The following is a 21,383-nucleotide window of genomic DNA, read 5'->3' as shown; positions in this document are numbered from 1 at the left end:
TTTCCCTCACTTACCGTGCATATGTTGCCTTCCGCAACAACAACCCGGGCCTCAGTGGGCGTCCGCTCAGGTCACGACCGGTACGCGTGTTCACGGTGCACTCACCGACCAGGAACCAGCTTGCAGGCACGCGGCAGGCTCCCCGGAGTTGGCGCTCAGGGGTGCAGAACTTACGAGTTGGGTGAGGGGACACGTAGAAGTAGCCCCGGCGATTTCTCGCGCGGGGCTACGACCGGTGGCTGGTCCGAAGACGGGTGGTTGGTCCGGGGACGGGTTAGTACGGGTAGGTGTCGTCGCGGCGGGTGGGGTCGAGGTCCCAGAGGGAGAACTCGACGATCTTGTGGGACTCCTCGCCGCCGGCCGGGATGAGACCGGTGTTGTCGTAGTCCTTGGAACCCAGCCCGTCGAGGTAGCAGAGCAGCTCGAACGCCGACTGCGCGTCCTCGATGTCGTCGATGACCTCGTCGTTCTGCGCCTCGTGGGCACGACTGCGCACGTACTCGACGAACGCGTCGGGGTCAGTCACCACATAGTCGTACCGGGCCTGGTAGCTGACCCGGACGCCGTCGGTCGGCAGCAGCGACTCTTCCAGCTCGTCGAGATCGTCCGGGTTGTCGCCCTCGACGATCTCGCGGTAGTCCGCGGGATCGTCGAAGTCGTCCGGCCCGAGCGGCAGGTCGTCCAGCTCGTCGGGGTCGTACGAGTCGATCCCGAGGAAGATGTCACCCCAGCCTCGTTCGTGCACGGCGTCCGCGAGCGCCCGGGCCTGGACCCGGACGTTCTCGATCGCGCCGGTGGCCCGCAGGTCGTGCAGGTCCAGAGCGTCGGCCTGCTCCAGCAGCACCCGGGCGAGTTCGCGGGCGGCCTCGGCGGCCGACGCGGGTTCGATCGGCTCACTCATGCTGCGACCGTACAACCATCGGCACATCGACTGCCGAGCCCGGTACGCCGAACGCGTCCACAAGCTCGATCGCGGCCGGCCGGACAGCCCCACACAACTCGTTCACCAGCGCCGTGATCGCCTTCGACCGCCCCGGCGACAACCGCCCGTGTTCGAGATACCAGGCCCGCTCCGCCTCGATCGTCGCGAGCGCGTGCAGGTCGTACACATCCTTCAGCAGCTCGCGAATCTCGTCCGGCGCATTCTGAACCGCAACCTGGAACGCCTCGAGGACGACCCGGTCCACATGCGCCCGCCCAGCCGCGATGACGTGGTCCTGGCACCGGTTGAACACGTCGAACGCATCATCCCCGGCGTCGATCCCCGCCTTCAGCCGCCGCGCTACCCCGGCGAGCATGTGTTCCTCCCGGAACCGCACGAGCCCGGAGTGATAAGCGTCGTCCCGCAACCCTGCATCCGGGTCCGCCGCATCACTCCGATTCGGTACGACGTCGCGCAGCCGCTCGATCAGCGGACGAAGGGCCGCCTTCTCGACCGCTATCTCCACCGCCTGGGCGGCGATGAACCGGGCCGTGCCGAGCGGATCCAGCTTCCCGAACGACTCCCGATAATCGGTCAGCAACCCCTTGGCCACCAGCTGGAGGAGAACAGTGTTGTCCCCCTCGAAGGTGGTAAACACATCGGTGTCCGCCTTCAAGGTGGCCAACCGGTTCTCCGCCAGGTAACCGGCTCCACCACACGCCTCGCGGCACATCTGGATCGTCTCGGTCGCGTGCCACGTGCCGAGCGCCTTCGTCCCGGCCGCCTGCGCCTCCAACGCCCGCCGGTCGTGCTCGTTACTGCTGTCCTCGAACACCCGCACGAACTCTTCGACCAGCTCAGCCTGGGCGAAGTGCAGCGCATACGTCCGCGCGAGCAACGGCAACAATCGCCGCTGGTGCATCCGATAGTCGAGCAGCAGCGCCTCGTCCGCACTCCCCGGCGCACCGAACTGCCGCCGCTCAGCGCCGTACCGGATCGCGATCGTCAGTGCGACCTTGCTCGCGTTGATGGCCGCACCACCGACCGACACCCGTCCTTGCACCAGCGTCCCGAGCATGGTGAAGAACCGGCGGTCCGGATTCTCGATCTCGCTCTGGTAGTTGCCGTCAGCATCCACCTGGGCATAGCGGTCCAGCAGCGCCTCCCGCGGCACCCGGACCTGGTCGAACACGATCCGCCCGTTGTCCACCCCGTTCAGCCCCAGCTTCGGCCCGCAGTCGGACAGCGTCACACCGGGCATCGCCGTACCGTCCTCGGCCCTGATCGGGACCAGCAGGCAATGCACCCCGTGCGTCTCACCACCGACCACGAGCTGCGCGAAGACGGCCGCCATCCGCCCATGCCGCGCCGCGTTGCCGATGTAGTCCTTCCGCGACGCCTCATCCGGTGTGTGGACGACGAACTCCCCGGTCGAGTCGTCGTACGTCGCCGTCGTACCGAGCGCCTGGACGTTCGAACCGTGGCCTGTCTCGGTCATCGCGAAACAACCGAGCAGCCGGCCGGCGACCGCGTCGGTGAGATAGCGCTCGTGGTGCTTCTCGGTCCCCAAGTGCAGGATCGCGCCGGCGAACAGGCCGAACTGCACGCCCGCCTTCACCATCAGCGAGAGGTCTCCGAAGGCCAGCGTCTCGAAGCCGGCGATGAACCCGCCGAGATCGCCCTCACCGCCGTACTCCTTCGGAAAACCGCGCGCCGGCGGGCCGGCCGCGGCCGCCTGCTGCAGCAGCTCGAGCACCTTGTCCCGGTACTCGTCCCGCGGCAGCCGCACGGCCAGGTCGCCCAGCTCCGCATGCGCCGCCAACTCGGCGCGCACGGTGTCGCGGGCCGCCTTATGCGGCCCGTCCAGGTAGTCCCGCATCCCCGATCTGCTCATGCTCTTAACTTATGCGGATTCGTGGCCACTTTCCGTCACCACTTCGTAAGTGTGGAAAACCAGGAGCGATCCGCATTTGCGGCAGTATGCTGTCTCCCGTGCCGAACTTGCGGATCAGTGAGGCGGCGGCACTCTTGGGAGTCAGCGACGACACCGTTCGCCGCTGGGTCGACCAGGGTCGATTGCCGTCCATCCAGGAGAGCGGCCGGATGGCCGTCGAAGGGCAAGCGCTCGCCAAGTTCGCCCAGGAACTGGCGGAGACGCCGGAGCCGGGCAACACCACCGCGGCGTCGGCGCGCAACCGGATGCGGGGGATCGTCACCCGCGTCCTCAAGGACGGTGTGATGGCCCAGGTCGAGATGCAGGCCGGGCCGTTCCGCGTCGTGTCGCTGATGAGTCGCGAGGCCGCCGATGAGCTCGGTCTGGAGCCAGGTGTGGTCGCCGTCGCCTCGATCAAGTCCACCCATGTCGTCGTCGAAATCCCGGAGGCCTGATGTTCCGCCGTACCGCGTTCGCCGCGCTCGCCGCTGTTGCCGCGCTCACCTTCGCCGGCTGCGGTGACGACAGCCCGGCCGCGTCGTCCTCGCCCTCGGGCAGCAGCAGCACTTCCAGCACGCCGGCTGTGTCCGGGAGCATCACCGTGTTCGCGGCGGCCTCGCTGACCGGCACGTTCACCCAACTGGGCAAGGACTTCGAGGCCGCGAACCCCGGCGTGAAGGTGACCTTCAACTTCGCCGGCAGCTCGGCCCTGGCGCAGCAGATCAACCAGGGTGCTCCCGCGGACGTATTCGCATCGGCCGCGCCGAAGAACATGGACGACGTGAAGGAGAAGGGCACGGCGACGACGTTCGTACAGAACACGCTCGAGATCGCCGTGCCGAAGGGGAACCCGGCCAAGATCACTGGGCTCAAGGACTTCTCGGACAAGAGCAAGAAGATCGCGCTCTGCGCCGTACAGGTGCCGTGTGGCGCCGCGGCAGACAAGGTGTTCAAGGCGGTCGGGATCACGCCGCAGCCGGACAGCCTCGAGCAGGACGTGAAGGCCGCGCTGACCAAAGTCAGCCTCGGTGAGGTGGACGCCGCGCTGGTGTACAAGACCGACGTACTGGCCGCCAAGGGCAAGGTCGACGGCATCGAGTTCCCCGAGGCGAACAAGGCGATCAACGAGTACCCGATCGCCACGTTGACCAAAGCGCCCAACCCGGACGGCGCCAAGGCCTTCGTGGACTACGTGCTGTCCGACAAGGGCAAAGCGGTCCTGAGCGCCGCAGGGTTCGACGCGCCGAAGTCGTAGTAGTTTCGACGCACTGTGAGTCGTCGTGGCCGAAGCACCAGTGGGCGGTTGCCCCTGGTGCTTCTGCTGCCCGCAGTGCTCGGACTGGCGTTTCTGCTGGTCCCGCTGATCGGTCTGCTGGTCAAGGCACCTTGGTCGACGCTACCGAGCCGCCTGTTCAGTGCGGACGTGTGGACCGCGCTGAAGCTGTCCTTGCTGTGCGCAACGGCTGCCACTGTGCTCTGCCTGCTCTTGGGCATCCCGCTGGCGTGGCTGCTCGCTCGCGGGGGTCTGCCTGGCCGTGGCCTTATTCGCGCGCTGGTGACGGTTCCGCTGGTGTTGCCACCTGTGGTGGGTGGTGTTGCGTTGCTGCTGGTGCTGGGGCGGCGCGGTCTGATCGGTCAGCACCTGGATATGTGGTTTGGCATCTCTTTGCCGTTCACCACGGCCGGGGTGATCGTGGCGGAGGCGTTTGTTGCCATGCCGTTCCTAGTGATCTCGGTTGAGGGTGCACTGCGGGCCGCTGACCCTCGCTACGAGGAGGCGGCCGCAACACTCGGCGCAGGGCGGTGGCTGACGTTCCGGCGGGTGACGTTGCCGTCTATCGCACCGGGTGTCGTGGCTGGCGCCGTACTGTGCTGGGCTCGTGCATTGGGTGAGTTTGGCGCCACCATCACGTTTGCGGGCAACCTGCCTGGTACTACGACGACCATGCCGCTGGCGGTGTACCTCGCGTTGGAGACCGACCCGGACGTGGCCGTCGTACTCAGCCTGGTGCTCCTGATCGTGTCTGTCGCCGTATTGGCGTCTCTGCGCGAGCGCTGGATCAGTGGGCTCCGATGACTCTGTACGCCGACGTCCGGGTTGCGCGTGGAGCCTTTGAGCTCGGGCTGGAGTTGGTTGTCGAACCCGGCGAGGTCGTTGCGTTGCTGGGGCCCAACGGTGCTGGTAAGACGACTGCCTTGCGGGCGATCGCGGGCCTGCTGCCCTTGGGCGGTGGGCGGATCGCTCTGGGGGCTGAGGTGTGGGACGAACCGCCACGGACCTTCCGTACGCCGGACCGCCGGCCGATCGGCGTGGTGTTCCAGGACTACCTGCTGTTCGATCACCTGAGCTGTTTGGAGAACGTTGCCTTCGGCCTCCGTGCCCGCGGTGTCGACAAACAGACAGCACGCGCCGAGGCCTTGCGTTGGCTCGAGACGGTTGGGTTGTCGTCGTACGCGCGTACTCGGCCGCGGTCGTTGTCCGGCGGGCAGGCTCAGCGGGTGGCGCTGGCTCGTGCGTTGGCGACCGAGCCCGAGCTTTTGTTGCTGGACGAGCCTTTGGCTGCGTTGGACGCCAGTACGACGCTGCACGTCCGCGCCGAACTGGGTCAGCACCTTGGTCGCTTCGCGGGGCGCACTCTGCTGGTCACACACGACCCGCTGGACGCCATGGTGCTCGCGGACCGCCTGATCATCATCGAAGACGGCCGCATCGTCCAAGAAGGCCGCCCGACGGAGATCGCCCGCCGCCCGCGCACCGACTACGTAGCCCAGCTGGTCGGCCTGAACCTCTACCGAGGCACCGCCTCCGGAACTGCGGTCACCTTGATGGACGGCGGCACGATCACCCTCGCCGAACCAGCTACCGGGCCAGTCCATGTCGCCTTCCCGCCCACCGCGGTCAGCCTCTACGTGTCCCCACCCGCAGGCAGCCCTCGCAACACCTGGCCCGCGACAGTCACCGGCATTGAACAACACGCCCACACAGTCCGAGTCCGCCTAGACGCCACCCCCGCCGGCCCACCCGTCCTCCTGGCCGACATAACCACCGCCGCAGTAGCCGACCTCCACCTATCCCCCGGCCAACCCCTCCACACCACCCTAAAAGCCACCGAAATAACCACCTACCCGGTGTGAGAGATTTCCTCCCCACGCGTGCAGACTGAACATAAATCGCTGCACCGGCCCGACCCGATCTGGCCTGTGGATATCTCGATCGGCCGGGGGTTCACCCAGTACTGTGAGGGCATGACTGCGCAGCCTGTAGACAGCTCGCCGGAGGATCCAGCACAGATCCTCCGTCTGCTGCCGCCTGAGTGGCATGAGCAGTTCCTCGACGAATATCACCAGGCGCTCGACGCCGCTCACGAGGTCTGGCGCTTTCAGCACCTGCGAGATGTGCTCCATCTGTGGCACCTCCGGGCCGTCGCCTATTCCAGTCCAGGCTTCAGCGACGCACTCCAAGCAGTCCGTGAGAACAGAGCAGACGAGTTCACATCCGCTGAACGGGTGATCCCGGGCTGGCCAGATCGCCAGTGACCTTTCGCGTGGAGTTCCACGCGGCAGCACTCGCTCAGCTTCAGGGATTGCCTCCTCAGGCGTTCGACGCCTTGGTCGAGCGCGTCACGAAGCTGGTTGGTACTCCGTGGGAAGCTCACATCCTCGACCCGCACGACCCCCACTTTCGTCAGTGCATCTTCGGCTCCCTCGGCCTGCTGTCCTTCCATGTCGATGAGCAGGGCGAACTGATCCGCATCTTCGATGTCACCTGGGTCGGTTGACTGCAACCTGCTCGCGCCGGCCTTAGGCCAGGTTGTTGTCCCAGGCGAGTTGGAGGATTGCGGCGCCGGCTGGTTGGAGGGGTTTGTGGTGGATGAAGTCTTTTAGGACGGCGGGGGTGAAGGGTTGGGGGGTTAGGACTCGGCCTTCGGTGTTGTGGGTGATGGTTGTGGGGAAAAGGGCGTCGTACGTGGTGGCGTCGATTATCAGGATGGTTAGGAGGTCGGTGGCGAAGGTTAGGGGGTCTACGCCTAGGCCTACGCAGTACGCGTGGGCTGTGCCGTTGGTGAGGGCGGCTGTGAGGGTGGTGGCGAAGGGCCAGGTGTCGTAGTTGATGGGGGCGTTGTTGCTGCCGTGGTCTTCGGAGGTGCCTAGGAGTTCTTCGGCTAGTTCTCGGGTGAGGTTGTGCCACAGGTTGAAGTCGTGGAGTTCGTTCCAGGTGGCGTCGGCGCTGGGTTGGAAGATGCCGGAGGGGACTACCTGATACAGGCCGCCGGCGTGTCCGACCTTCGTGGGGTCTCGCCAGTGCATCAGGAAAGTGGAGGTGGTGTCTTTGCGAATCACCAGCGTGCTGATGGCGAGGTTGGTCGGGCGCCGGGCTGGTTCCCAGGGATGGCCGATCGCATCTCGCAGGGGTGTCGAGGACTGCATGCCCAGACGGCGAGCGGCGTACTCGTGGGCCGAGGCCTCACCGGTGTTGATGCTGTCGAAGTAGGTCCCGCGACCGAGCCGAAGCACGGGATCTGGCGCCGTGAGGTCTGCGGACAAGAGCCGGTAGGTGGGCCGGTTCTCGAAGACAGCCGGCCGGGCCAACGCGGCGATCGCGTCGGCATAGGACGAGTACGACGAGGGAACAGCGTTGGACCCCTCACCCGTAACCCCGTTGAACACCGCGGCAGCGTCGTACTCCAACCGAATAGCCCCCAACGGAATCGGCTGCACCGGGAACCACGACGCGGGCGCGAGCAGAGGTGTGCCGGCCACCCAACGCTCGGCAGGGTAGTCGGCGGCCGCATCAGTACCCCACGCGTGACGGTTGGTCTGCAGTTGGCGACGTACGTCCAGCCAGGCGTCGGTCATGGGTGCGGGAACGCCAGTACGTGGAGGAGTCCTACCAGCGAGGCGGCGCCGATGATTTCGCCGGACTGGATGCGGGCTGGGATGTTGCGCAAGGGGAGCCAGGCGATGCGTTCGGCTTCGTTGATGTCTGGGGGATCGCCGATGTGGTCGGCGCCGTACGAGATGTAGAGGAGGTTCTCGGCGTCCGTCGTACCCACTGAGGGTTGTAGGGAGACGAGTGGCTTGACGGATCGCGGGCGCCAGCCCGTTTCCTCCTCGACCTCGCGTGACGCAGTGGCGGCTGGATCCTCGTCGGGGTCGACGTAACCGCCGGGGAGCTCCCAGACCCAGCGCTCGACCGAGGCGATGCTCAGGCGGAGGCGGCGGGTGTCGTCCACTAGGCGTTCGTTGTGGATCTTCCAGGATGTGCTTTCGGCCACGAGTTGACGGTAAGGGGTAGAGGTGACGGAAACCGATGCAGCGAGCACGATGCACACGGAATGAAGTTACGTGGTGTGACAGGGTTGTCGCGGATTGACATGTTGTTACGGGGGGATTCACGCTCAGAGGCGGCGGTCAGGTAACGAAGAGTGTTTAGTTACTCACTCGTAGTGTGTGGATTATTCACACCTGAGTGATGACATCGTGCACTACGCCGGCCCTCTCTCGGCGCCCAAGATGTTCCGGGGCACCACGAGAGAGGGGGTCGGACAGTCATGCATGAGAGTTACGAGTTCTACTGCCTTGCGGATCGGCGGTTCTACGAGACGCCGGCCAATCGTGGTGCTCAGCATCCGGATTTCCCGATCTTCCAGCGGCCGGTGCCGGACGGTTGGCGCCATGTACCGGGCGAGACCTGGATGCACTACGCGCCGGAAGGCCTCCAGCTGCCGCAGCAGGGCTGGAAGATCCATGTCTCGGCGCGGCTCGCGGATGTCGGGCGGACGCTCGAGGCGATCTGGGACTACTGCGTCCCGCGCGGGATCGCGTTCAAGTTCCTGCGCAACGAGCCCGTCCTGGTGATGGTGAACTCCAAGGCTGCTCCCCGCGGGTCGAGCGGCAAGCTGGTCACGATCTACCCGACCGACGAGACGCAGCTCGAGCTGATCCTCAAGGAGCTCGACGAGACCCTCCACGGCGTCCAGGGCCCTTACATCCTGAGCGATCTCCGGATCGGCGAAGGCCCGCTCTTCGTGCGGTACGGCGCCTTCGTCAGCAGGTACTGCCTGTCCGAGACCGGCGAGCGGGTGCTCGCCCTCGAGGACGACCGCGGCCAGCTGGTCCCCGACCATCGCGGCCCGACGTTCGCCACGCCGCCGTGGGTGACGCTGCCGGACTTCCTCCAGCCGCACCTCGACGCGCGCAACGCGGTCACCACCAACGACCTCGCCTACACGGTCGACGGCGTCATCCAGTTCTCCAACGGCGGCGGGGTGTACGTCGGCCACCACAACGAGACCGGTGACCGCGTCGTCCTGAAGGAAGGACGCCCGTACGCCGGACTCGACATGGCCGGCCGGGATGCGGTGGCTCGGATCTCGCACGAGAAGGAGATCCTCGAGCAGCTCGACGGACTCGACGTCGTACCGAGGATGCACGACTACCTCCAGCTCGGTGAGCATCACTTCCTCGTGCAGGAGCACATCGACTCGGTGTCGCTGCAGCGCGAGCTCGTCCGGCGGTATCCGCTGACCCACCCGGATGCGACCGAGGCCGACAAGGCCGAGTACGCCGAGTGGGCCACGACGATGATCACCAAGGTCGCCGAGGCGGTCGGGCAACTGCATGAGCGCGGGGTCGTGTTCTGCGACCTGCACCCGGACAACGTCCTGCTCGACGCGGACGGCCGGCTCACGCTGATCGACTTCGAGGTCGCGACGAAGGCCGAGGACAAGGCCCGCTCGACGCTCGCCCATCCCGGCTACGCGGCACCGCAGGACCGGCAAGGCGTCGACGTCGACCGCTACGCCCTCGCCTGCATCGCGCTCGGGGTCTACGCGCCGCAGGCGACGATCCTGCTGAACATGCATCCTGGCAAGGCGTTCCAGCTCGCCGACATGATCACCGAGACCTTCCCCGTGCCCAGGGCAACGATCGAGGAAGCCGTCCGGACGATCGTCGGCCCGACGCTGACGCACGACCCGGAGATGGTCGACCTCGCCCTGCCGGGCGAAGCCGAGTGGACCGAGGTCCGCGACGCGCTCACGAAGGCCGTCGTCGCCAGCGCGACACCCGAGCGCACCGACCGCCTCTTCCCCGGCGACATCGCCCAGTTCCAGGACGGCGGCGGCATCAACCTCGCCACCGGCGCCGCGGGCGTCCTCTACGCCCTCGCGAAGACCGGCGCCGGCCGATTCCCGCAGTACGACGAATGGCTGCGCCACCGCGCCGTGGACACCGCGACCGGACCGGGCCTGTACGACGGTCTGCACGGCGTCGCGCACGTCCTCGACGAGCTCGGCTACCGGCAGGACGCGCTCGACCTGGTCGACCGCACGCTCGCCGACGACTGGAGCTCCCGCGAGCTCGGGCTGCACTCCGGCCTCGCCGGCATCGGCCTGAACCTCCTGCACTTCGACACCGAGCCGACGCTGCGGGCCAAGGCGGTCAGGATTCTCGACCTGGTAGCGGACCGGCTGGACAGCGACGTACCCGAGATCAGTGGTGGTCCGCATGCGCGGGCCGGTCTGATGTACGGGTCGTCCGGCCCGGCACTGTTGTTCCTCGAAGCGTTCGAGCGACTCGGCGACACCGGGCTGCTGGACCTGGCCGAGATCGCGATCCGGCAGGACCTCAAACGAACCGTCCTCACCGACGACGGCATGCGCCAGGTGAACCAGGGCTGGCGCACCCTGCCTTATCTCGAAGAGGGTTCGGCCGGGGTCGCACTCGTTCTCGAGCGCTACCTGCGCCACCGCCCGTCCGCCGAGCTCGCCGCGACTCTCGCCGAGCTGAAGCGCGTGACACATTGCTCCTTCTACGTTCAGCCCGGCCTGTTCATGGGTCGCGCCGGTCTGCTCCTCACCGCCGCTGAGCTCGGCGAGGAGCAGTCGACGGTCGACGACCTGGTGTACGGGCTCGGCTGGCACGCGATGCCGTTCGAGGGCGGCCTCGCGTACCCGGGCAACCAGTTGCTCCGTCTCTCGATGGACCTGGCGACCGGATCGGCCGGCGTCCTGCTGGCTCTGGGTACGGCGCTGCACGACGCGCCGGTGTCCCTCCCGTTCCTCGGACCTCCCCAGTGGTCCGAGTCTCCATCCCGACGATTCACACCGAAGGAGGTGTAAACACAATGGCACTTCTCGACCTTCAGGGTCTCGAGACCCCGGGTTACGGCCACGGCGGTCACCACCACGGCGGCTCCACGCTGACCGTGCTGGGCTGCGCTTCGCAGACCCCGAGCAACCTGAGCCTTCTGCTCTGCCACTGATCGGCACCTGGGTAACCAGGTTCTGACGGCCCTGGGTGGGCGGCATACCCACCCAGGGCCATACCTGTCTTGCAGCGGAGGGAGCGAATTCGTGCAATCTCATCCATGCGCCGAGCGGCTACCGCTCGTGGAGCAGGTGCACGGTTATGCCGTCGCGGATCCGTACCGCTGGCTCGAGGATGCCTCGACCGCGGAAACCCAGCGCTGGCTGGAGGAACAAGACGACGCGTGGCTCGAGTACGCCGCGGGTTTGTCGAGCAGGTACCGCCTGCGCAACAGAGTCCGAGAGCTGTCGAACGTCGCCACCGTGTCCACCCCGGTCTGGCGAGGCGAGCGGTGCTTCACCGTACGCCGTGAGCCCGGCCAACAGCACCCGGTCCTGTACGTCGACGACACGCCACTGGATCTCAACCTGACCACGCTCGACGCCTGGCAGCCCTCCCCGGACGGCAGCCGGCTCGCGTTCCAGGTCTCGCAGGGCGGCGACGAGCAGTCCGTCCTGTATGTCCTCGATGTGACCACCGGTCAGCTCATCGACGGCCCGATCGACGGTTGCCGCTACTCCCCGATCGCCTGGCTCCCGGACGGAAAGTCGTTCTACTACGTACGTTTCCGGCAGGTTCGACGCCACGAGCTCGGCGTCCCTGACGACACCACGATCCTCCCCGGCGAAGCGTCGTACGGGCTGGAGATCAGCGCCGACGGCCGCTGGTTGACGATCTCTGCGGCGCGCGGCGCGGCGAACGATCTCTGGCTCGCGGACCTGTCCACGGACGAGCCGCCGAGGCCGATCCAGCAGGGGGTCGACGCGACCACGATCATGACGGTTGGCCCGGACGGCCGCCTGTACGTCGTCACCACCCGCGGCGCTCCCACCGGCCGGATCTGCATCGGCGATCCGACCAGGCCGACCGAATGGCACGGCTACATCAGCCCGCACAAGCCGCTGACCGGGTTGGCGATCCTCGACGACATCGTCCTGGTCGGGACAGGCCAAGCGATCACCATCCACGACCGCGAGTCCGGGCGGGAACTCGGCACCGTCGATGTGCCGGGCATCGGCTCGATCGGTTCACTGAGCGCCGACAGCCAGAACCGTGCCTGGTTCACGTACACGGACAGCGTCACGCCACCAAGGGTCTATTGCTACGACGCCAGCACCGGCCAGACCAGCTCGCAATCCGCCGGCAATCAACCGACCGTCGAGACCAACAGCCGCACCTACACCTCCCCCGACGGCACCGAGCTCGAGCTCCGCGCGATCACCAAGCCCGACAGCGACGGCCCGCGGCCCACGATCCTCTACGGGTACGGCGGATTCGGCCAGACCCTCACCCCGACGTACTCCGCCTTCGCCCTCGCTTGGGTGGAGGCCGGCGGCGTCTTCGTCACGGCACATGTCCGTGGCGGTGGTGAGCGCGGCGCGGAGTCCCATCGCGAAGGGATCCTGCACAACAAGCAGAAGGTCTTCGACGACTTCATCGCCGCCGCCGAGTACCTGATCGCCGAAGGCTGGACTACACCCGAGCAGTTGGCGCTCTGCGGTGAATCGAACGGTGGCCTGTTGGTTGCCGCCGCACTCACGCAACGGCCGGAGTTGTTCGCGGCTGCGGTCTGCTCGGCGCCGCTGACCGACATGGCCCGGTATGAGTTGTCCGGCTTGGGCGAGCGGTGGGTCCCGGAGTTCGGGTCCGCCAAGGACCCTGACCAATTCCGGACCCTGCTGGCCTACTCGCCGTACCACCAAGTGGCGGCGGGCGTGAAGTATCCGGCCGTGCTGTTCACCGTCTTCGGGAACGACACGCGCGTGGATCCCTTGCACGCAAGGAAGATGTGCGCCGCGCTTCAGCATGCGACCGAGAGCACGATCCTGCTCCGCAACGAGCCCGACGCGGGCCACGTGTCGGGCGGCATCAGCCTCGCCGCGGACATGCTCGCATTCCTGGCAGATCAGACCGGACTCGCGTCATGATCACCTTCGGCGAGGTCGCGAAGCGCGGTCGCGGCTGGCTGCCGCTGATCGGGTTCAACGCCCTGATCGGCAGCGGCGTCACCCTCGCGCTGCCCACGATCCTCGGCCGCTCGGTCGACTCGATCGTGGCCGGGTCCGGGTACACCCAATGGCTGATCGCGGCCGCCGGCCTGATCGCACTCGGCATCACGGCGAGCATCGTCGACGCGTTCGCGGGTGCGGCCTGCGTTGCCGAAACCACCGCCTGGCTGAGGCATCGCCTGGTCCGGCACGTCATTCACGGCGGCCCTGAAGGTACGCGCGACTTCGAGACCGGCGACCTGGTCACCCGCGTCTCCGCCAACGCGACCGATGCCGCCCAAGCCGGTCCCGCAGCTGTGACCGCGGTCGCGGCGATCGCTCCCCCGGTTGGCAGCCTGGTCCTGCTGGCGTTGATCGACCCTTGGCTGGCCGCGGCGTTCTTCGGCGGCGTACTGCTGGTGATCTTCGTCCTGTGGACGTTCGCGAAACGCACCGCCCATGTCAGCCTCGCCTATCAAGAGACCCAGGGCCGGATCGCCGCCCTGCTGTCCGAATCACTCACCGGCATCCGCACCATCGCCGCGGCCGGTACGACGGAACGCGAGGAACGCCGCATCCTCGGCCTCCTCCCCGAGCTGCACAAGCAGGGTGTGGTCACCTGGCGCATCCTGGCCCGCTCCGGCGCCCAGGCCGCGATCGTCGGCCCGCTCGTGCTCGTCGCCGTCCTCGCGGTCGGCGGCCTCCAACTCGTCTCCGGCCGGATCACCGCGGGTGACCTGTTCGCCGCGTCCCAGTACGCCGTACTCGGGGCCGGCCTCGGCAATCTGACCGGCGTGCTCGGGGAGATCGCCCGGGCCAAGGCGGGCGTCCACCGGGCCGCCGAGGTGATCGCGATCGAGCCGATCGCCCACGGAAGCCTGGCACTCCCGATCGGTCCGGGACACCTCACCTTCGACGGTGTCAGCGTGGTGGCCGGCGGGAATGTCCTGCTGGACAACGTGAACCTCGACCTACCCGGCGGCGTGACCGTCGCAGTGGTCGGCCCGAGCGGCGCCGGGAAGTCCGTACTCGCGGCGATCGCGGCGCGACTGCGGGACCCGTCGGCCGGTCAGGTGTCGCTGGACGGCGTACCGCTGCAGGCCGTCAGTCGGCGGGCGTTGCGCAGCGCGGTCGGGTGCGCGTTCGAACGCCCACAGCTGGTCGGCCGGACCATCGGCGAGGCGATCGCACCGAACCAGATCAGCCCGATCCGCACACTGGCCGCAGCGCGAGCCACACACGCCCATGACTTCGTCAGCCGGCTGCCGGACGGGTACTTCACCTCGTTGCGCAGAGCACCGATGTCCGGCGGCGAACGCCAACGGCTCGGCCTCGCCCGGGCCTGGTCCGCGAGTCGCCTGCTGGTCCTCGACGATGCAACGAGCAGCCTCGACACGGCCACCGAACGACAGATCAGCCGCACCCTCACCGAGGATCGGCACCACCGCACCCGCCTGATCGTCACCCACCGCTCCGCCACCGCCGCCCGCGCCGACCTCGTCGTCTGGCTCGACCACGGCCAGGTCCGCGCGGTGGCTCCGCACGCCGACCTCTGGCACGACACGTCCTACCGCCAAGTGTTCGGATGAGAAGAGAGCTGGCGTACGGCGCTGCTGGGTTGAGGAAACGGGCCACGGTCAGATTGATCGGGTGGTCGATTCCGGAGATCCTGCCGACCGCGGTGTACGGACTCGCGGTGGCGAAGGCGACGGACAGCTTCCTGGCCGGACACGCCTGGCAAGGGATCGCGTGGCTCGGCGGTTTGATCGCGACTGCGTGCCTGGGCGCGGCGGGTGCCCGGCAGGTCTACGGACGGCTCGGTGACTTGGTCGAGCCGCTACGGGACGACTTGGTACGACGGGTTGTCTCCGGCGCACTCCGGACCGGGGACGACAGTGCGGTGGCGCGGCTGAACCGGCAGGTCGAGATCGTTCGGGACACGTACGCCGGGTTGGTCCTGGTGCTACGGAGTTTCGCGGTGACGTTGTTCGGCGTACTGACCGGGTTGTTGTCGCTGGCGCCGCTGGTGGCGGCGTTCGTCGTACCGCCATTCTTGCTGGGGTTTGTGTTGTCGTTGGCGGTCCTCGGGATGGCGGCCGATCGTGTGCGGGCGTCGTTGACGGCAGACGAGGAGTTGGCGGCGTCGGCGGGGATGGTGTTCGGCGGGGTTCGGGACATCGCGGCGGCGGGGACCGAGGAGTTCGCCGGGGAGTTGGTCGGGGAGCCGATCGAGGCGCATGCGTCGGCGGAGCGAGCGTTGGCCAAGGTCGCGGCGCTGCGGACGTTGTGCTTCGCGGTCGGCGGGTGGTTGCCGCTGCTGATCCTGCTGGCAACCGGGCCGTGGTTGGTTGGGCGTGGGGTCAGCACTGGCACCTTGCTCGGCGGCCTCACCTATGTGCTGATCGGGTTGCAGCCGGCCTTGAACACGGTGATGAGCGCGCTCGGAGACAGCGGTCTGCGGTACGTGATCACGCTCGGACGGATCCTGGACACGTCGACACCGACCGCGCCACCTCGCCGAGCAGTCGCGGTCAAGGGCTACGACGTGCGGCTGCGCGGATTGACGTTCGCGTACGGGCCTGATGCCGAGCCGGTGTTGGACAAACTCGAGCTGACCATTCCTGAGGGTGAGCACCTGGCGGTCGTGGGTCCGAGCGGGATCGGGAAGTCGACGCTCGCGGGTCTGGTCTGCGGGATGCTCGCGCCGACGGGCGGTGGGTTGCTGGTTGGCGGCGTACCTCCGGTCGAGGTCGCGCCGGATCGGTTGGCGGCGACACGGGTGCTGATCCCCCAGGAGGCGTACGTCTTCAGTGGTTCGGTGCTGGACAACCTCACGTATTTGTTGCCGGACGCAACAACTGCCGAGATCGGCACTGCCATTGACTGCGTCGGCGCAGGCAGCTTGATCGAACGGATCGGCGGGCTGGGCGCGGACGTGAAGCCGGGTGAGTTGTCCGCGGGGGAACGGCAGTTGATCGCGTTGGTCCGCGCATACTTGTCGCCGGCGCCCCTGGTCGTGCTCGACGAGGCGACCTGTTTCCTGGATCCCGAGGCCGAGCGACGGGCCGAGGAGGCGTTCGCCAAACGCGGCGGCACACTCATCGTCATCGCGCACCGGATCAGTTCAGCCTTGCGGGCCCGCCGCATCCTCGTGCTCGACGGCAACAAGGCAGCGTTGGGCACGCACGTCAGCCTGATGCGCACGTCCCGTCTCTACCGCGACCTGCACGGAAACTGGGCACCGAACCTCAATCAGCGCCGGACTCAGATCCAGCCCGCGTCCTGAGCCTTCCGGATCGCCTCGATCCGGCTCCGGGCGCCCGTCTTGGCGAGGATGCGGGACAGGTAGTTGCGAACCGTCCCAGCGCTCAAGCTCAGCGTCCGCGCGACCTCCTGAGCGGTCGCGCCGGTGGTCACCTGTCGCAGCACCTCACACTCACGATCGGTCAGCGGATTGTCGCCCGCCTTCAACGCGGCAACCGCGAGCCGTACGTCGACCACCGGCAGACCCTTCGCGACATCGCGCACGGCCTGCACCAACTGGTCGGTGGTCGCGTCCGTCGCGATCAGGCCGATCCGTGGCGCCTGCTTCACCAGCGCCAGACTCGTCGCGGCAATCGCCTCGTGATCGATCAGCATCAGGACACCGCGCCCGGTGAGCTTGCGGCACAACTCTTCGATCCGGATCCGCCCGGGCAGCTGTGGATCGAGCAGCACCACGTGCGGTCGCCGGCCGGCCACCTGGAGGACGTCCTCCGAGCGGTCGAGCTCGGCCACCACGTCCAGATCGTTCTCCCTTGACAGCACCGCGGCCAGTGCACCACGCACCAACGTGCCGCGATGGCCGAGAGCCACTCGGATCACCGGTTCTGCCCCCATCACATCCGTCGCCTCATCTACCGGCCAACGCCCCCGCGACGGTAAAACAGCTGCCGGGGTGGCGGTGCCCGTGATTCGATCAACGAGTGAACCGCCCGGATGACACGCACGAATCCACCACTTGCCCCGGCTGCCGCGCCGTACTCCCAAGGTCAGAATGGCCCGGCGACGCGAAATACAACGCGTCCGCGGAGTGCTTGGAGGTCGCCGGCGAGCTCCTCGGCTACGAGGTCGAGCATGCGGCGCAGCTCGGCTACCTGCACCAGCTGCGCATCGACGCGTACGGCGCTCAGCACGTCACTCCGGACGCACCACGGATCGGACGGGTATTCGCACTCAACGGCCTCTACATGTACCTCGAGCGCGGCTCCGGCAATCTCGACGTCCGCACCGCCCACGGCATCATGGCCAATTCGTACGACGACTGGCCGGCCATGACCCCACCCGAGCAGGTCGGAAGACTCACGGCGTACGACGTCCTGCTGGCCGACGACGTGGAGAGCGCGCTGATCAGCTGGGCGCGGGAGGTGTGGGAATCCTGGCCCCCGGAGGACCAGGAGATCATCCGGAAGCTGACCATCGAATTGGTGCCGGAGAAGTATTTCCGTCGGTAGAAACAGGTCGGTTTCAAACGCGTGCTACCCGCGTCCAGCGAGGCTCAAACCTTCGGCGTGTTGAGGCGGAAACCGTTCTGTTGTTGGGCTTTCGGAACGTCAAGCGTGAGAAAAATCCGGGGCAGATCACGGATTGGTCTTGCGTTTGTGGCGATGGTCGCACAGGATGACTCAGGTCGCGTCGTTACCGTGGCGTGACCATTCGGACGCTGTCCTGTGATAAGTCCGGATGCCCCTCCCCTCCCCTGTATGGGGGGCCTGGTGCGTTCCCACCATGCCCGAAGCCTCACAAGGAGCGCGTTTCTGATGTCCAAGGCCCGACATGCGCGCCCCCGGCGATCGACTCGCCGGGTGGCCCGGACCATCTCCATCGCCGGCTTGGGAGCCGGTATCACCGCAGCCGGCGCCGGAGCGGCGTTCGCGACCGACTACACGGTGAAGGCGGGCGACACTCTTTCCGAGATTGCCCAGGCCAACGGCGCCGACTGGCACCAGCTGGCCAAGATCAACAACCTGAAGGACCCTGACCTGATCCTGATCGGGCAGAGCCTGACGCTGGACGGTGTGAAGAAGGCCACCGCACCGGCGCCGAGGAAGGCGACCCCGAAGAAGGTCGAGTCCAAGAAGATCCGCAAGGTCGAGCGCAAGGTGAAGACCAGCCGCTCGGAAGACCGCCCGGCCAGCACCGGCAAGGCGAACCTCAGCGGCGCTTGGGCCAAGGTCGCGAACTGCGAGTCCAGTGGGAACCCGCGGGCCGTCAACCCGGCCGGGTACTACGGGCTGTTCCAGTTCGACCTGCAGACCTGGCGCAGCGTCGGCGGTTCCGGCAACCCGGCGAAGGCGTCGGCGGCCGAGCAGCTGATGCGCGCGAAGAAGCTGTACGCGCAGCGCGGCGCCTCCCCGTGGCCCGTCTGCGGCAAGTATCTTCGCTGACACCCCCGCTCCAACCCGGTCGGGTGGTGGTGGACCGTCATCCCACCGCCCGACCGGCCCCTCAAAAGAAGCAGCTGCCGTTTGGCGCTTCCCACCCCTCGTGGCGGGTTAGTGCGCAACTCATTCGCGAGTGCGAACGGGTGGGAAGCACCAAACGTCAGGTGCGACTGATGACCAGCATCTCGTCGGCGCCGGCCTGGAACTCGTAGGGCACCTTGCGGATCTCCCAGGTGATGCCGTCGAGGTCGTCGAGGATCTCGGGCAGGAACGGCACCGGATCGCCCGCGCCTTGCTGGACCAACGGAAAGACGCGGACCTCGGAGCTGCTGACCCGGACCAGTTCACGCAGGCCGGCCAGATGCCACGCCCGGTCGAAGGTGTCCGCCCAGGTGAACAGCAGGTGCGAGCAGAGCACCAGCTCGAACCGCCGATCGTCGAAAGGCAGCTCCGGCAGACCACCGGCGACGTACCGCTCCGGCGCCGTCATGATGTCCTGCAGGAACCGGTCGGCGGACTCGATCCGCATCTCGTCGCGGCGCTCCGGGGTCCCGTACCAATGCCAGACGAAGCTGCCCTGATGCGCGTCCACGATCCCGGATCCGGCCGGCAGGCTGCGCCGGACCGTGTCGACGAGCTCGGGCGTTGCCAGCTCGTACGCCGGATCGACCGCGACGGCGTCGACGCCACGGTCGGTAGCCTCCGCGGTGAAGCTCGAACCGCCCGCACAGCAGTCGAGGACGGATTCGGGCAGTTGGGTCAGGTCGAACATCGCTTCGTACTCGGCGTACGAGCGCGAGGTCACCAGCACAGGTCTACCTTTCGACGGTTGTCTTCCGGCGCAACCGACGGTCCAGGAAGGTCGCTCCGGCCGCCAGAGCCAGGAAGAGTATCGCGACCAGGAGGCAGTTCAGCAGCACCCGTCCGTAACCGTGCGTACTGACGTCCATGAACGGATACGGGTAGAACCCGACGAACTCACCGCGAACCAGGGTGAACACCAGCCAGAGCAACGGGTACACGATCGACCACCCGACGATCTGCCAATCGGTCTGACCGCGCGGACCGAACAACAGCCACCCCAGTACGCCGAGGATCGGGGTGACCGTGTGCAGCAGGAGGTTCGCCACCGACGCCCAGCCGTGCAGCTCGTCGTGTCCCGCGAGCACCGCGTGATAGACGATCCCGGTCACCGCGATGCACAGCACCCCGTTCAACCGCAGCGTCCTGAACAACGTGCTCTGCGGACGATTCGGTTGCAGCGCCAGCATCAGCGTGGTCCCACCGAGCAGCAGGTTCGACTGAATCGTGAAGTACGCGAACACGTTGAAGGTCCGCTCCGAGGCCTCCGGGAAGAACCCCTCGGTCCCGTTCGCCGTCACGAACAACTGCACCACGATCCCGACCGCCACGACCAGCGCGGTCAGTCCGGCCCAGCTACGCCCCGTCGTCGTCATGATCGCAATGTACGACGACGGAGCGACCAGCGGCGGGAACTCAGACCGACTGCTTTTCGCGGGCCTCCGGCTCGGCACCCTGGAACGAGTAGCTGAACGAGACGATCGCGTCGATCACCAGCACGATGGTCCAGGTGAAGGCCGGCGCGAGGGCGGCGTCGTACCCACGGCCGGACAGCAGGCCGAGACCGATCATGATGACGACACCGACGACATACGCGAGCAGGTGGTGGAACCAGCCGGCGCGTTCGCGCCGGGCCCGCTCCGGACCGCGCTTCGGCGGCTTGACCGGACGTGGCGCCCCGCCGAGATAGTGCGCGGCCCACTTGTCCGCCCACCTCAGGGTCTGATGGCCGAAGCCGACGCTGACCCCGATGAAGATCGCGGCCAGCGAGTGCTTGAACGACGGCTCCCCGCCGCGGTGGATGTCGACCACGCTCGCGACCAGCATCACCACGTCGACCAGCGGAACCCCGGCCAGCAGGACCAGGCCGACCTTCGGCAGGCGGAGCAGATAACGCGTCACCATGCCGGCGGCGAGCAGGACCCAGAAGCCGATCTCACACGCGGCGATCACAGCGAGCAGCACAGTAGTTCACCCTCCCGAGAATTTATTCCGTACGACTGTGTCACAACCAGACACTAACACAGGTGTGCTAAAAAGAGCACATGCCGAAGATCGTCGACCACGAGACCCGCCGTGAGGAGATCGCCGAAGCGCTCTGGCGGGTGGTCCGCCGGGACGGGATCCGCGCCGCCTCGGTCCGCACCATCGCCGCCGAGGCCGGCTGGTCCGCGGGCGCCGTGCGGTACTACTTCCCCGACCAGGACGGTCTGCTCAACTTCGCGATGGAGCTGGTCACGCGGCGGGTGACCGAGCGGATCGACGCACTCGAGGTGAAGGGCAGCGTGACCACGATCGCGCTGCGCTACCTCGAGGAGGTCCTCCCCCTCGACGCCGATCGTCGCGCCGAGTTCGACGTCTGGCTGGCATTCATCGCTCAGGCCCGGGCCGAAACCGGCGTCAGCACACTGCGCCAGCACGTCGACAAAGTGCACGACGGACTACGCGAATTGTGCGACTCGTTACTGCGCGCACTCGATCAAGCAGGTGTCTTGAAAGCAGGTCTCGACCTGCGCCGCGAGGTCGAACGTTTGCATGCTCTGATCGACGGCCTGGCCCTCCATGGCGCGATCCAACCGGACCGCACCGGTCCGGCCCGGATCCGGCAACTTCTGCGGCATCACATCGAGACGTTGCTGGCCTGAAAAGCCTTGCAAACCAAGGTGTGTGTCCGGTTACAGACAAGATTCAAGGAGACCTGACTAAAACCTTGCAGAGCGTGGCAC

At 67.1% G+C, this 21,383-nt stretch carries 22 protein-coding genes; 14 read left to right on the top strand and 8 right to left on the bottom strand.

The window, feature by feature from the left end; genetic code table 11:
* Positions 1-274 precede the first annotated feature (274 nt).
* Positions 275-901: a hypothetical protein gene (locus tag AB0L70_RS13810; RefSeq protein ID WP_363683609.1), complete on the bottom strand. Its 627-nt coding sequence runs from the start codon at positions 899-901 to the stop codon at positions 275-277.
* On the bottom strand, positions 894-2,816 hold the full coding sequence (locus AB0L70_RS13805) for an acyl-CoA dehydrogenase (protein ID WP_363683608.1): 1,923 nt from the start codon (positions 2,814-2,816) through the stop codon (positions 894-896). The genes AB0L70_RS13810 and AB0L70_RS13805 overlap by 8 nt, the downstream gene beginning before the upstream one ends.
* A gap of 98 nt (positions 2,817-2,914) precedes the next feature.
* Here AB0L70_RS13805 and AB0L70_RS13800 point away from each other — a divergent pair, with 98 nt between their 5' ends.
* The 6 genes from AB0L70_RS13800 to AB0L70_RS13775 are packed head-to-tail and all read left to right on the top strand — an operon-like array spanning position 2,915 to position 6,634.
* Positions 2,915-3,310 (top strand): helix-turn-helix transcriptional regulator, encoded by a 396-nt coding sequence (locus AB0L70_RS13800; RefSeq protein WP_363683606.1) that lies wholly within the window; start codon positions 2,915-2,917, stop codon positions 3,308-3,310.
* The gene (gene modA, locus AB0L70_RS13795) at positions 3,310-4,110 is read left to right on the top strand and encodes a molybdate ABC transporter substrate-binding protein (RefSeq protein WP_363683604.1); all 801 of its coding nucleotides are present in this window, start codon (positions 3,310-3,312) and stop codon (positions 4,108-4,110) included. The genes AB0L70_RS13800 and modA overlap by 1 nt, the downstream gene beginning before the upstream one ends.
* Positions 4,111-4,158: 48 nt before the next feature.
* Positions 4,159-4,932 carry a molybdate ABC transporter permease subunit gene (gene modB, locus AB0L70_RS13790; RefSeq protein ID WP_363683602.1) on the top strand — a complete coding sequence of 258 codons (774 nt, stop codon included), beginning with the start codon at positions 4,159-4,161 and terminating at the stop codon, positions 4,930-4,932.
* On the top strand, positions 4,929-5,990 hold the full coding sequence (locus AB0L70_RS13785) for an ABC transporter ATP-binding protein (RefSeq protein ID WP_363683600.1): 1,062 nt from the start codon (positions 4,929-4,931) through the stop codon (positions 5,988-5,990). The genes modB and AB0L70_RS13785 overlap by 4 nt, the downstream gene beginning before the upstream one ends.
* 18 nt (positions 5,991-6,008) lie before the next feature.
* Positions 6,009-6,392 carry a DUF6247 family protein gene (locus AB0L70_RS13780; protein WP_363683598.1) on the top strand — a complete coding sequence of 128 codons (384 nt, stop codon included), beginning with the start codon at positions 6,009-6,011 and terminating at the stop codon, positions 6,390-6,392.
* An 8-nt stretch (positions 6,393-6,400) separates the two neighbouring features.
* Positions 6,401-6,634 carry a hypothetical protein gene (locus AB0L70_RS13775; protein ID WP_363683596.1) on the top strand — a complete coding sequence of 78 codons (234 nt, stop codon included), beginning with the start codon at positions 6,401-6,403 and terminating at the stop codon, positions 6,632-6,634.
* A gap of 22 nt (positions 6,635-6,656) precedes the next feature.
* Here AB0L70_RS13775 and AB0L70_RS13770 read toward each other — a convergent pair whose 3' ends face one another.
* Positions 6,657-7,712, bottom strand: a complete 1,056-nt coding sequence (locus AB0L70_RS13770; protein ID WP_363683594.1) for a hypothetical protein — start codon at positions 7,710-7,712, stop codon at positions 6,657-6,659.
* On the bottom strand, positions 7,709-8,131 hold the full coding sequence (locus tag AB0L70_RS13765; RefSeq protein ID WP_363683592.1) for an NUDIX hydrolase: 423 nt from the start codon (positions 8,129-8,131) through the stop codon (positions 7,709-7,711). Before AB0L70_RS13765 ends, AB0L70_RS13770 begins: the two co-directional genes overlap by 4 nt.
* A 276-nt stretch (positions 8,132-8,407) precedes the next feature.
* Between AB0L70_RS13765 and lanKC the strand changes: the two genes are divergently transcribed.
* The 5 genes from lanKC (at position 8,408) to AB0L70_RS13740 (ending at position 16,439) form a co-directional block, all read left to right on the top strand.
* Positions 8,408-10,978, top strand: coding sequence for a class III lanthionine synthetase LanKC (lanKC, locus tag AB0L70_RS13760; RefSeq protein WP_363683590.1), 2,571 nt, complete (start codon positions 8,408-8,410; stop codon positions 10,976-10,978).
* Between the two features lie 5 nt (positions 10,979-10,983).
* Positions 10,984-11,121: a SapB/AmfS family lanthipeptide gene (locus AB0L70_RS13755; RefSeq protein WP_130387812.1), complete on the top strand. Its 138-nt coding sequence runs from the start codon at positions 10,984-10,986 to the stop codon at positions 11,119-11,121.
* 91 nt (positions 11,122-11,212) lie between these two features.
* A complete protein-coding gene (locus AB0L70_RS13750; protein ID WP_363683587.1) occupies positions 11,213-13,093 on the top strand; it encodes a prolyl oligopeptidase family serine peptidase in 1,881 nt (626 codons plus the stop codon).
* Complete coding sequence (locus tag AB0L70_RS13745) at positions 13,090-14,742, top strand: ABC transporter ATP-binding protein (RefSeq protein WP_363683585.1); 1,653 nt, start codon at positions 13,090-13,092, stop codon at positions 14,740-14,742. The genes AB0L70_RS13750 and AB0L70_RS13745 overlap by 4 nt, the downstream gene beginning before the upstream one ends.
* On the top strand, positions 14,739-16,439 hold the full coding sequence (locus tag AB0L70_RS13740) for an ABC transporter ATP-binding protein (RefSeq protein ID WP_363683583.1): 1,701 nt from the start codon (positions 14,739-14,741) through the stop codon (positions 16,437-16,439). Before AB0L70_RS13745 ends, AB0L70_RS13740 begins: the two co-directional genes overlap by 4 nt.
* Here AB0L70_RS13740 and AB0L70_RS13735 read toward each other — a convergent pair.
* Positions 16,418-17,017, bottom strand: coding sequence for a response regulator transcription factor (locus AB0L70_RS13735; RefSeq protein ID WP_363683581.1), 600 nt, complete (start codon positions 17,015-17,017; stop codon positions 16,418-16,420). The two genes, AB0L70_RS13740 and AB0L70_RS13735, sit on opposite strands and share 22 nt — an antisense overlap.
* Before the next feature lie 101 nt (positions 17,018-17,118).
* Here AB0L70_RS13735 and AB0L70_RS13730 point away from each other — a divergent pair, with 101 nt between their 5' ends.
* Positions 17,119-17,646, top strand: a complete 528-nt coding sequence (locus AB0L70_RS13730) for a DUF5946 family protein (protein ID WP_363683578.1) — start codon at positions 17,119-17,121, stop codon at positions 17,644-17,646.
* A 306-nt stretch (positions 17,647-17,952) separates the two neighbouring features.
* Positions 17,953-18,579 carry a transglycosylase family protein gene (locus AB0L70_RS13725; RefSeq protein ID WP_363683576.1) on the top strand — a complete coding sequence of 209 codons (627 nt, stop codon included), beginning with the start codon at positions 17,953-17,955 and terminating at the stop codon, positions 18,577-18,579.
* A gap of 157 nt (positions 18,580-18,736) precedes the next feature.
* Here the strand turns inward: AB0L70_RS13725 and AB0L70_RS13720 are convergent, their stop codons facing one another.
* From AB0L70_RS13720 to AB0L70_RS13710, 3 genes are read right to left on the bottom strand one after another with little or no spacing between them, the layout of a single operon-like run.
* Entirely contained in the window at positions 18,737-19,387 is a 651-nt protein-coding gene (locus AB0L70_RS13720; RefSeq protein ID WP_363683574.1) for a hypothetical protein, read from the bottom strand.
* Between the two features lie 4 nt (positions 19,388-19,391).
* Positions 19,392-20,033, bottom strand: a complete 642-nt coding sequence (locus tag AB0L70_RS13715; protein WP_363683572.1) for a Pr6Pr family membrane protein — start codon at positions 20,031-20,033, stop codon at positions 19,392-19,394.
* Between the two features lie 40 nt (positions 20,034-20,073).
* The gene (locus AB0L70_RS13710) at positions 20,074-20,622 is read right to left on the bottom strand and encodes a 2TM domain-containing protein (protein WP_363683570.1); all 549 of its coding nucleotides are present in this window, start codon (positions 20,620-20,622) and stop codon (positions 20,074-20,076) included.
* Between the two features lie 80 nt (positions 20,623-20,702).
* On the opposite strand from AB0L70_RS13710, the gene AB0L70_RS13705 reads away from it, so the two are divergent.
* Entirely contained in the window at positions 20,703-21,302 is a 600-nt protein-coding gene (locus AB0L70_RS13705; protein ID WP_363683568.1) for a TetR family transcriptional regulator C-terminal domain-containing protein, read from the top strand.
* Positions 21,303-21,383 lie beyond the last annotated feature (81 nt).

The sequence above is a fragment of the Kribbella sp. NPDC051952 genome (assembly GCF_040680855.1).
Taxonomy (GTDB): domain Bacteria; phylum Actinomycetota; class Actinomycetes; order Propionibacteriales; family Kribbellaceae; genus Kribbella.
Note: the sequence above shows the minus strand (reverse complement) of the source record. Positions and strands in the feature narration are given on the sequence as shown.

Excerpts from the sequence above, each read along its gene's own strand:
- AB0L70_RS13755 (WP_130387812.1), top strand. The coding sequence starts at position 10,984 with ATGGCACTTCTCGACCTTCAGGGTCTCGAGACCCCGGGTTACGGCCAC.
- lanKC (WP_363683590.1), top strand. The coding sequence starts at position 8,408 with ATGCATGAGAGTTACGAGTTCTACTGCCTTGCGGATCGGCGGTTCTAC.
- AB0L70_RS13745 (WP_363683585.1), top strand. The coding sequence starts at position 13,090 with ATGATCACCTTCGGCGAGGTCGCGAAGCGCGGTCGCGGCTGGCTGCCG.
- AB0L70_RS13770 (WP_363683594.1), bottom strand. The coding sequence starts at position 7,712 with ATGACCGACGCCTGGCTGGACGTACGTCGCCAACTGCAGACCAACCGT.
- AB0L70_RS13715 (WP_363683572.1), bottom strand. The coding sequence starts at position 20,033 with ATGACGACGACGGGGCGTAGCTGGGCCGGACTGACCGCGCTGGTCGTG.
- AB0L70_RS13810 (WP_363683609.1), bottom strand. The coding sequence starts at position 901 with ATGAGTGAGCCGATCGAACCCGCGTCGGCCGCCGAGGCCGCCCGCGAA.
- AB0L70_RS13705 (WP_363683568.1), top strand. The coding sequence starts at position 20,703 with ATGCCGAAGATCGTCGACCACGAGACCCGCCGTGAGGAGATCGCCGAA.
- modA (WP_363683604.1), top strand. The coding sequence starts at position 3,310 with ATGTTCCGCCGTACCGCGTTCGCCGCGCTCGCCGCTGTTGCCGCGCTC.
- AB0L70_RS13785 (WP_363683600.1), top strand. The coding sequence starts at position 4,929 with ATGACTCTGTACGCCGACGTCCGGGTTGCGCGTGGAGCCTTTGAGCTC.
- AB0L70_RS13805 (WP_363683608.1), bottom strand. The coding sequence starts at position 2,816 with ATGAGCAGATCGGGGATGCGGGACTACCTGGACGGGCCGCATAAGGCG.
- AB0L70_RS13725 (WP_363683576.1), top strand. The coding sequence starts at position 17,953 with ATGTCCAAGGCCCGACATGCGCGCCCCCGGCGATCGACTCGCCGGGTG.
- AB0L70_RS13740 (WP_363683583.1), top strand. The coding sequence starts at position 14,739 with ATGAGAAGAGAGCTGGCGTACGGCGCTGCTGGGTTGAGGAAACGGGCC.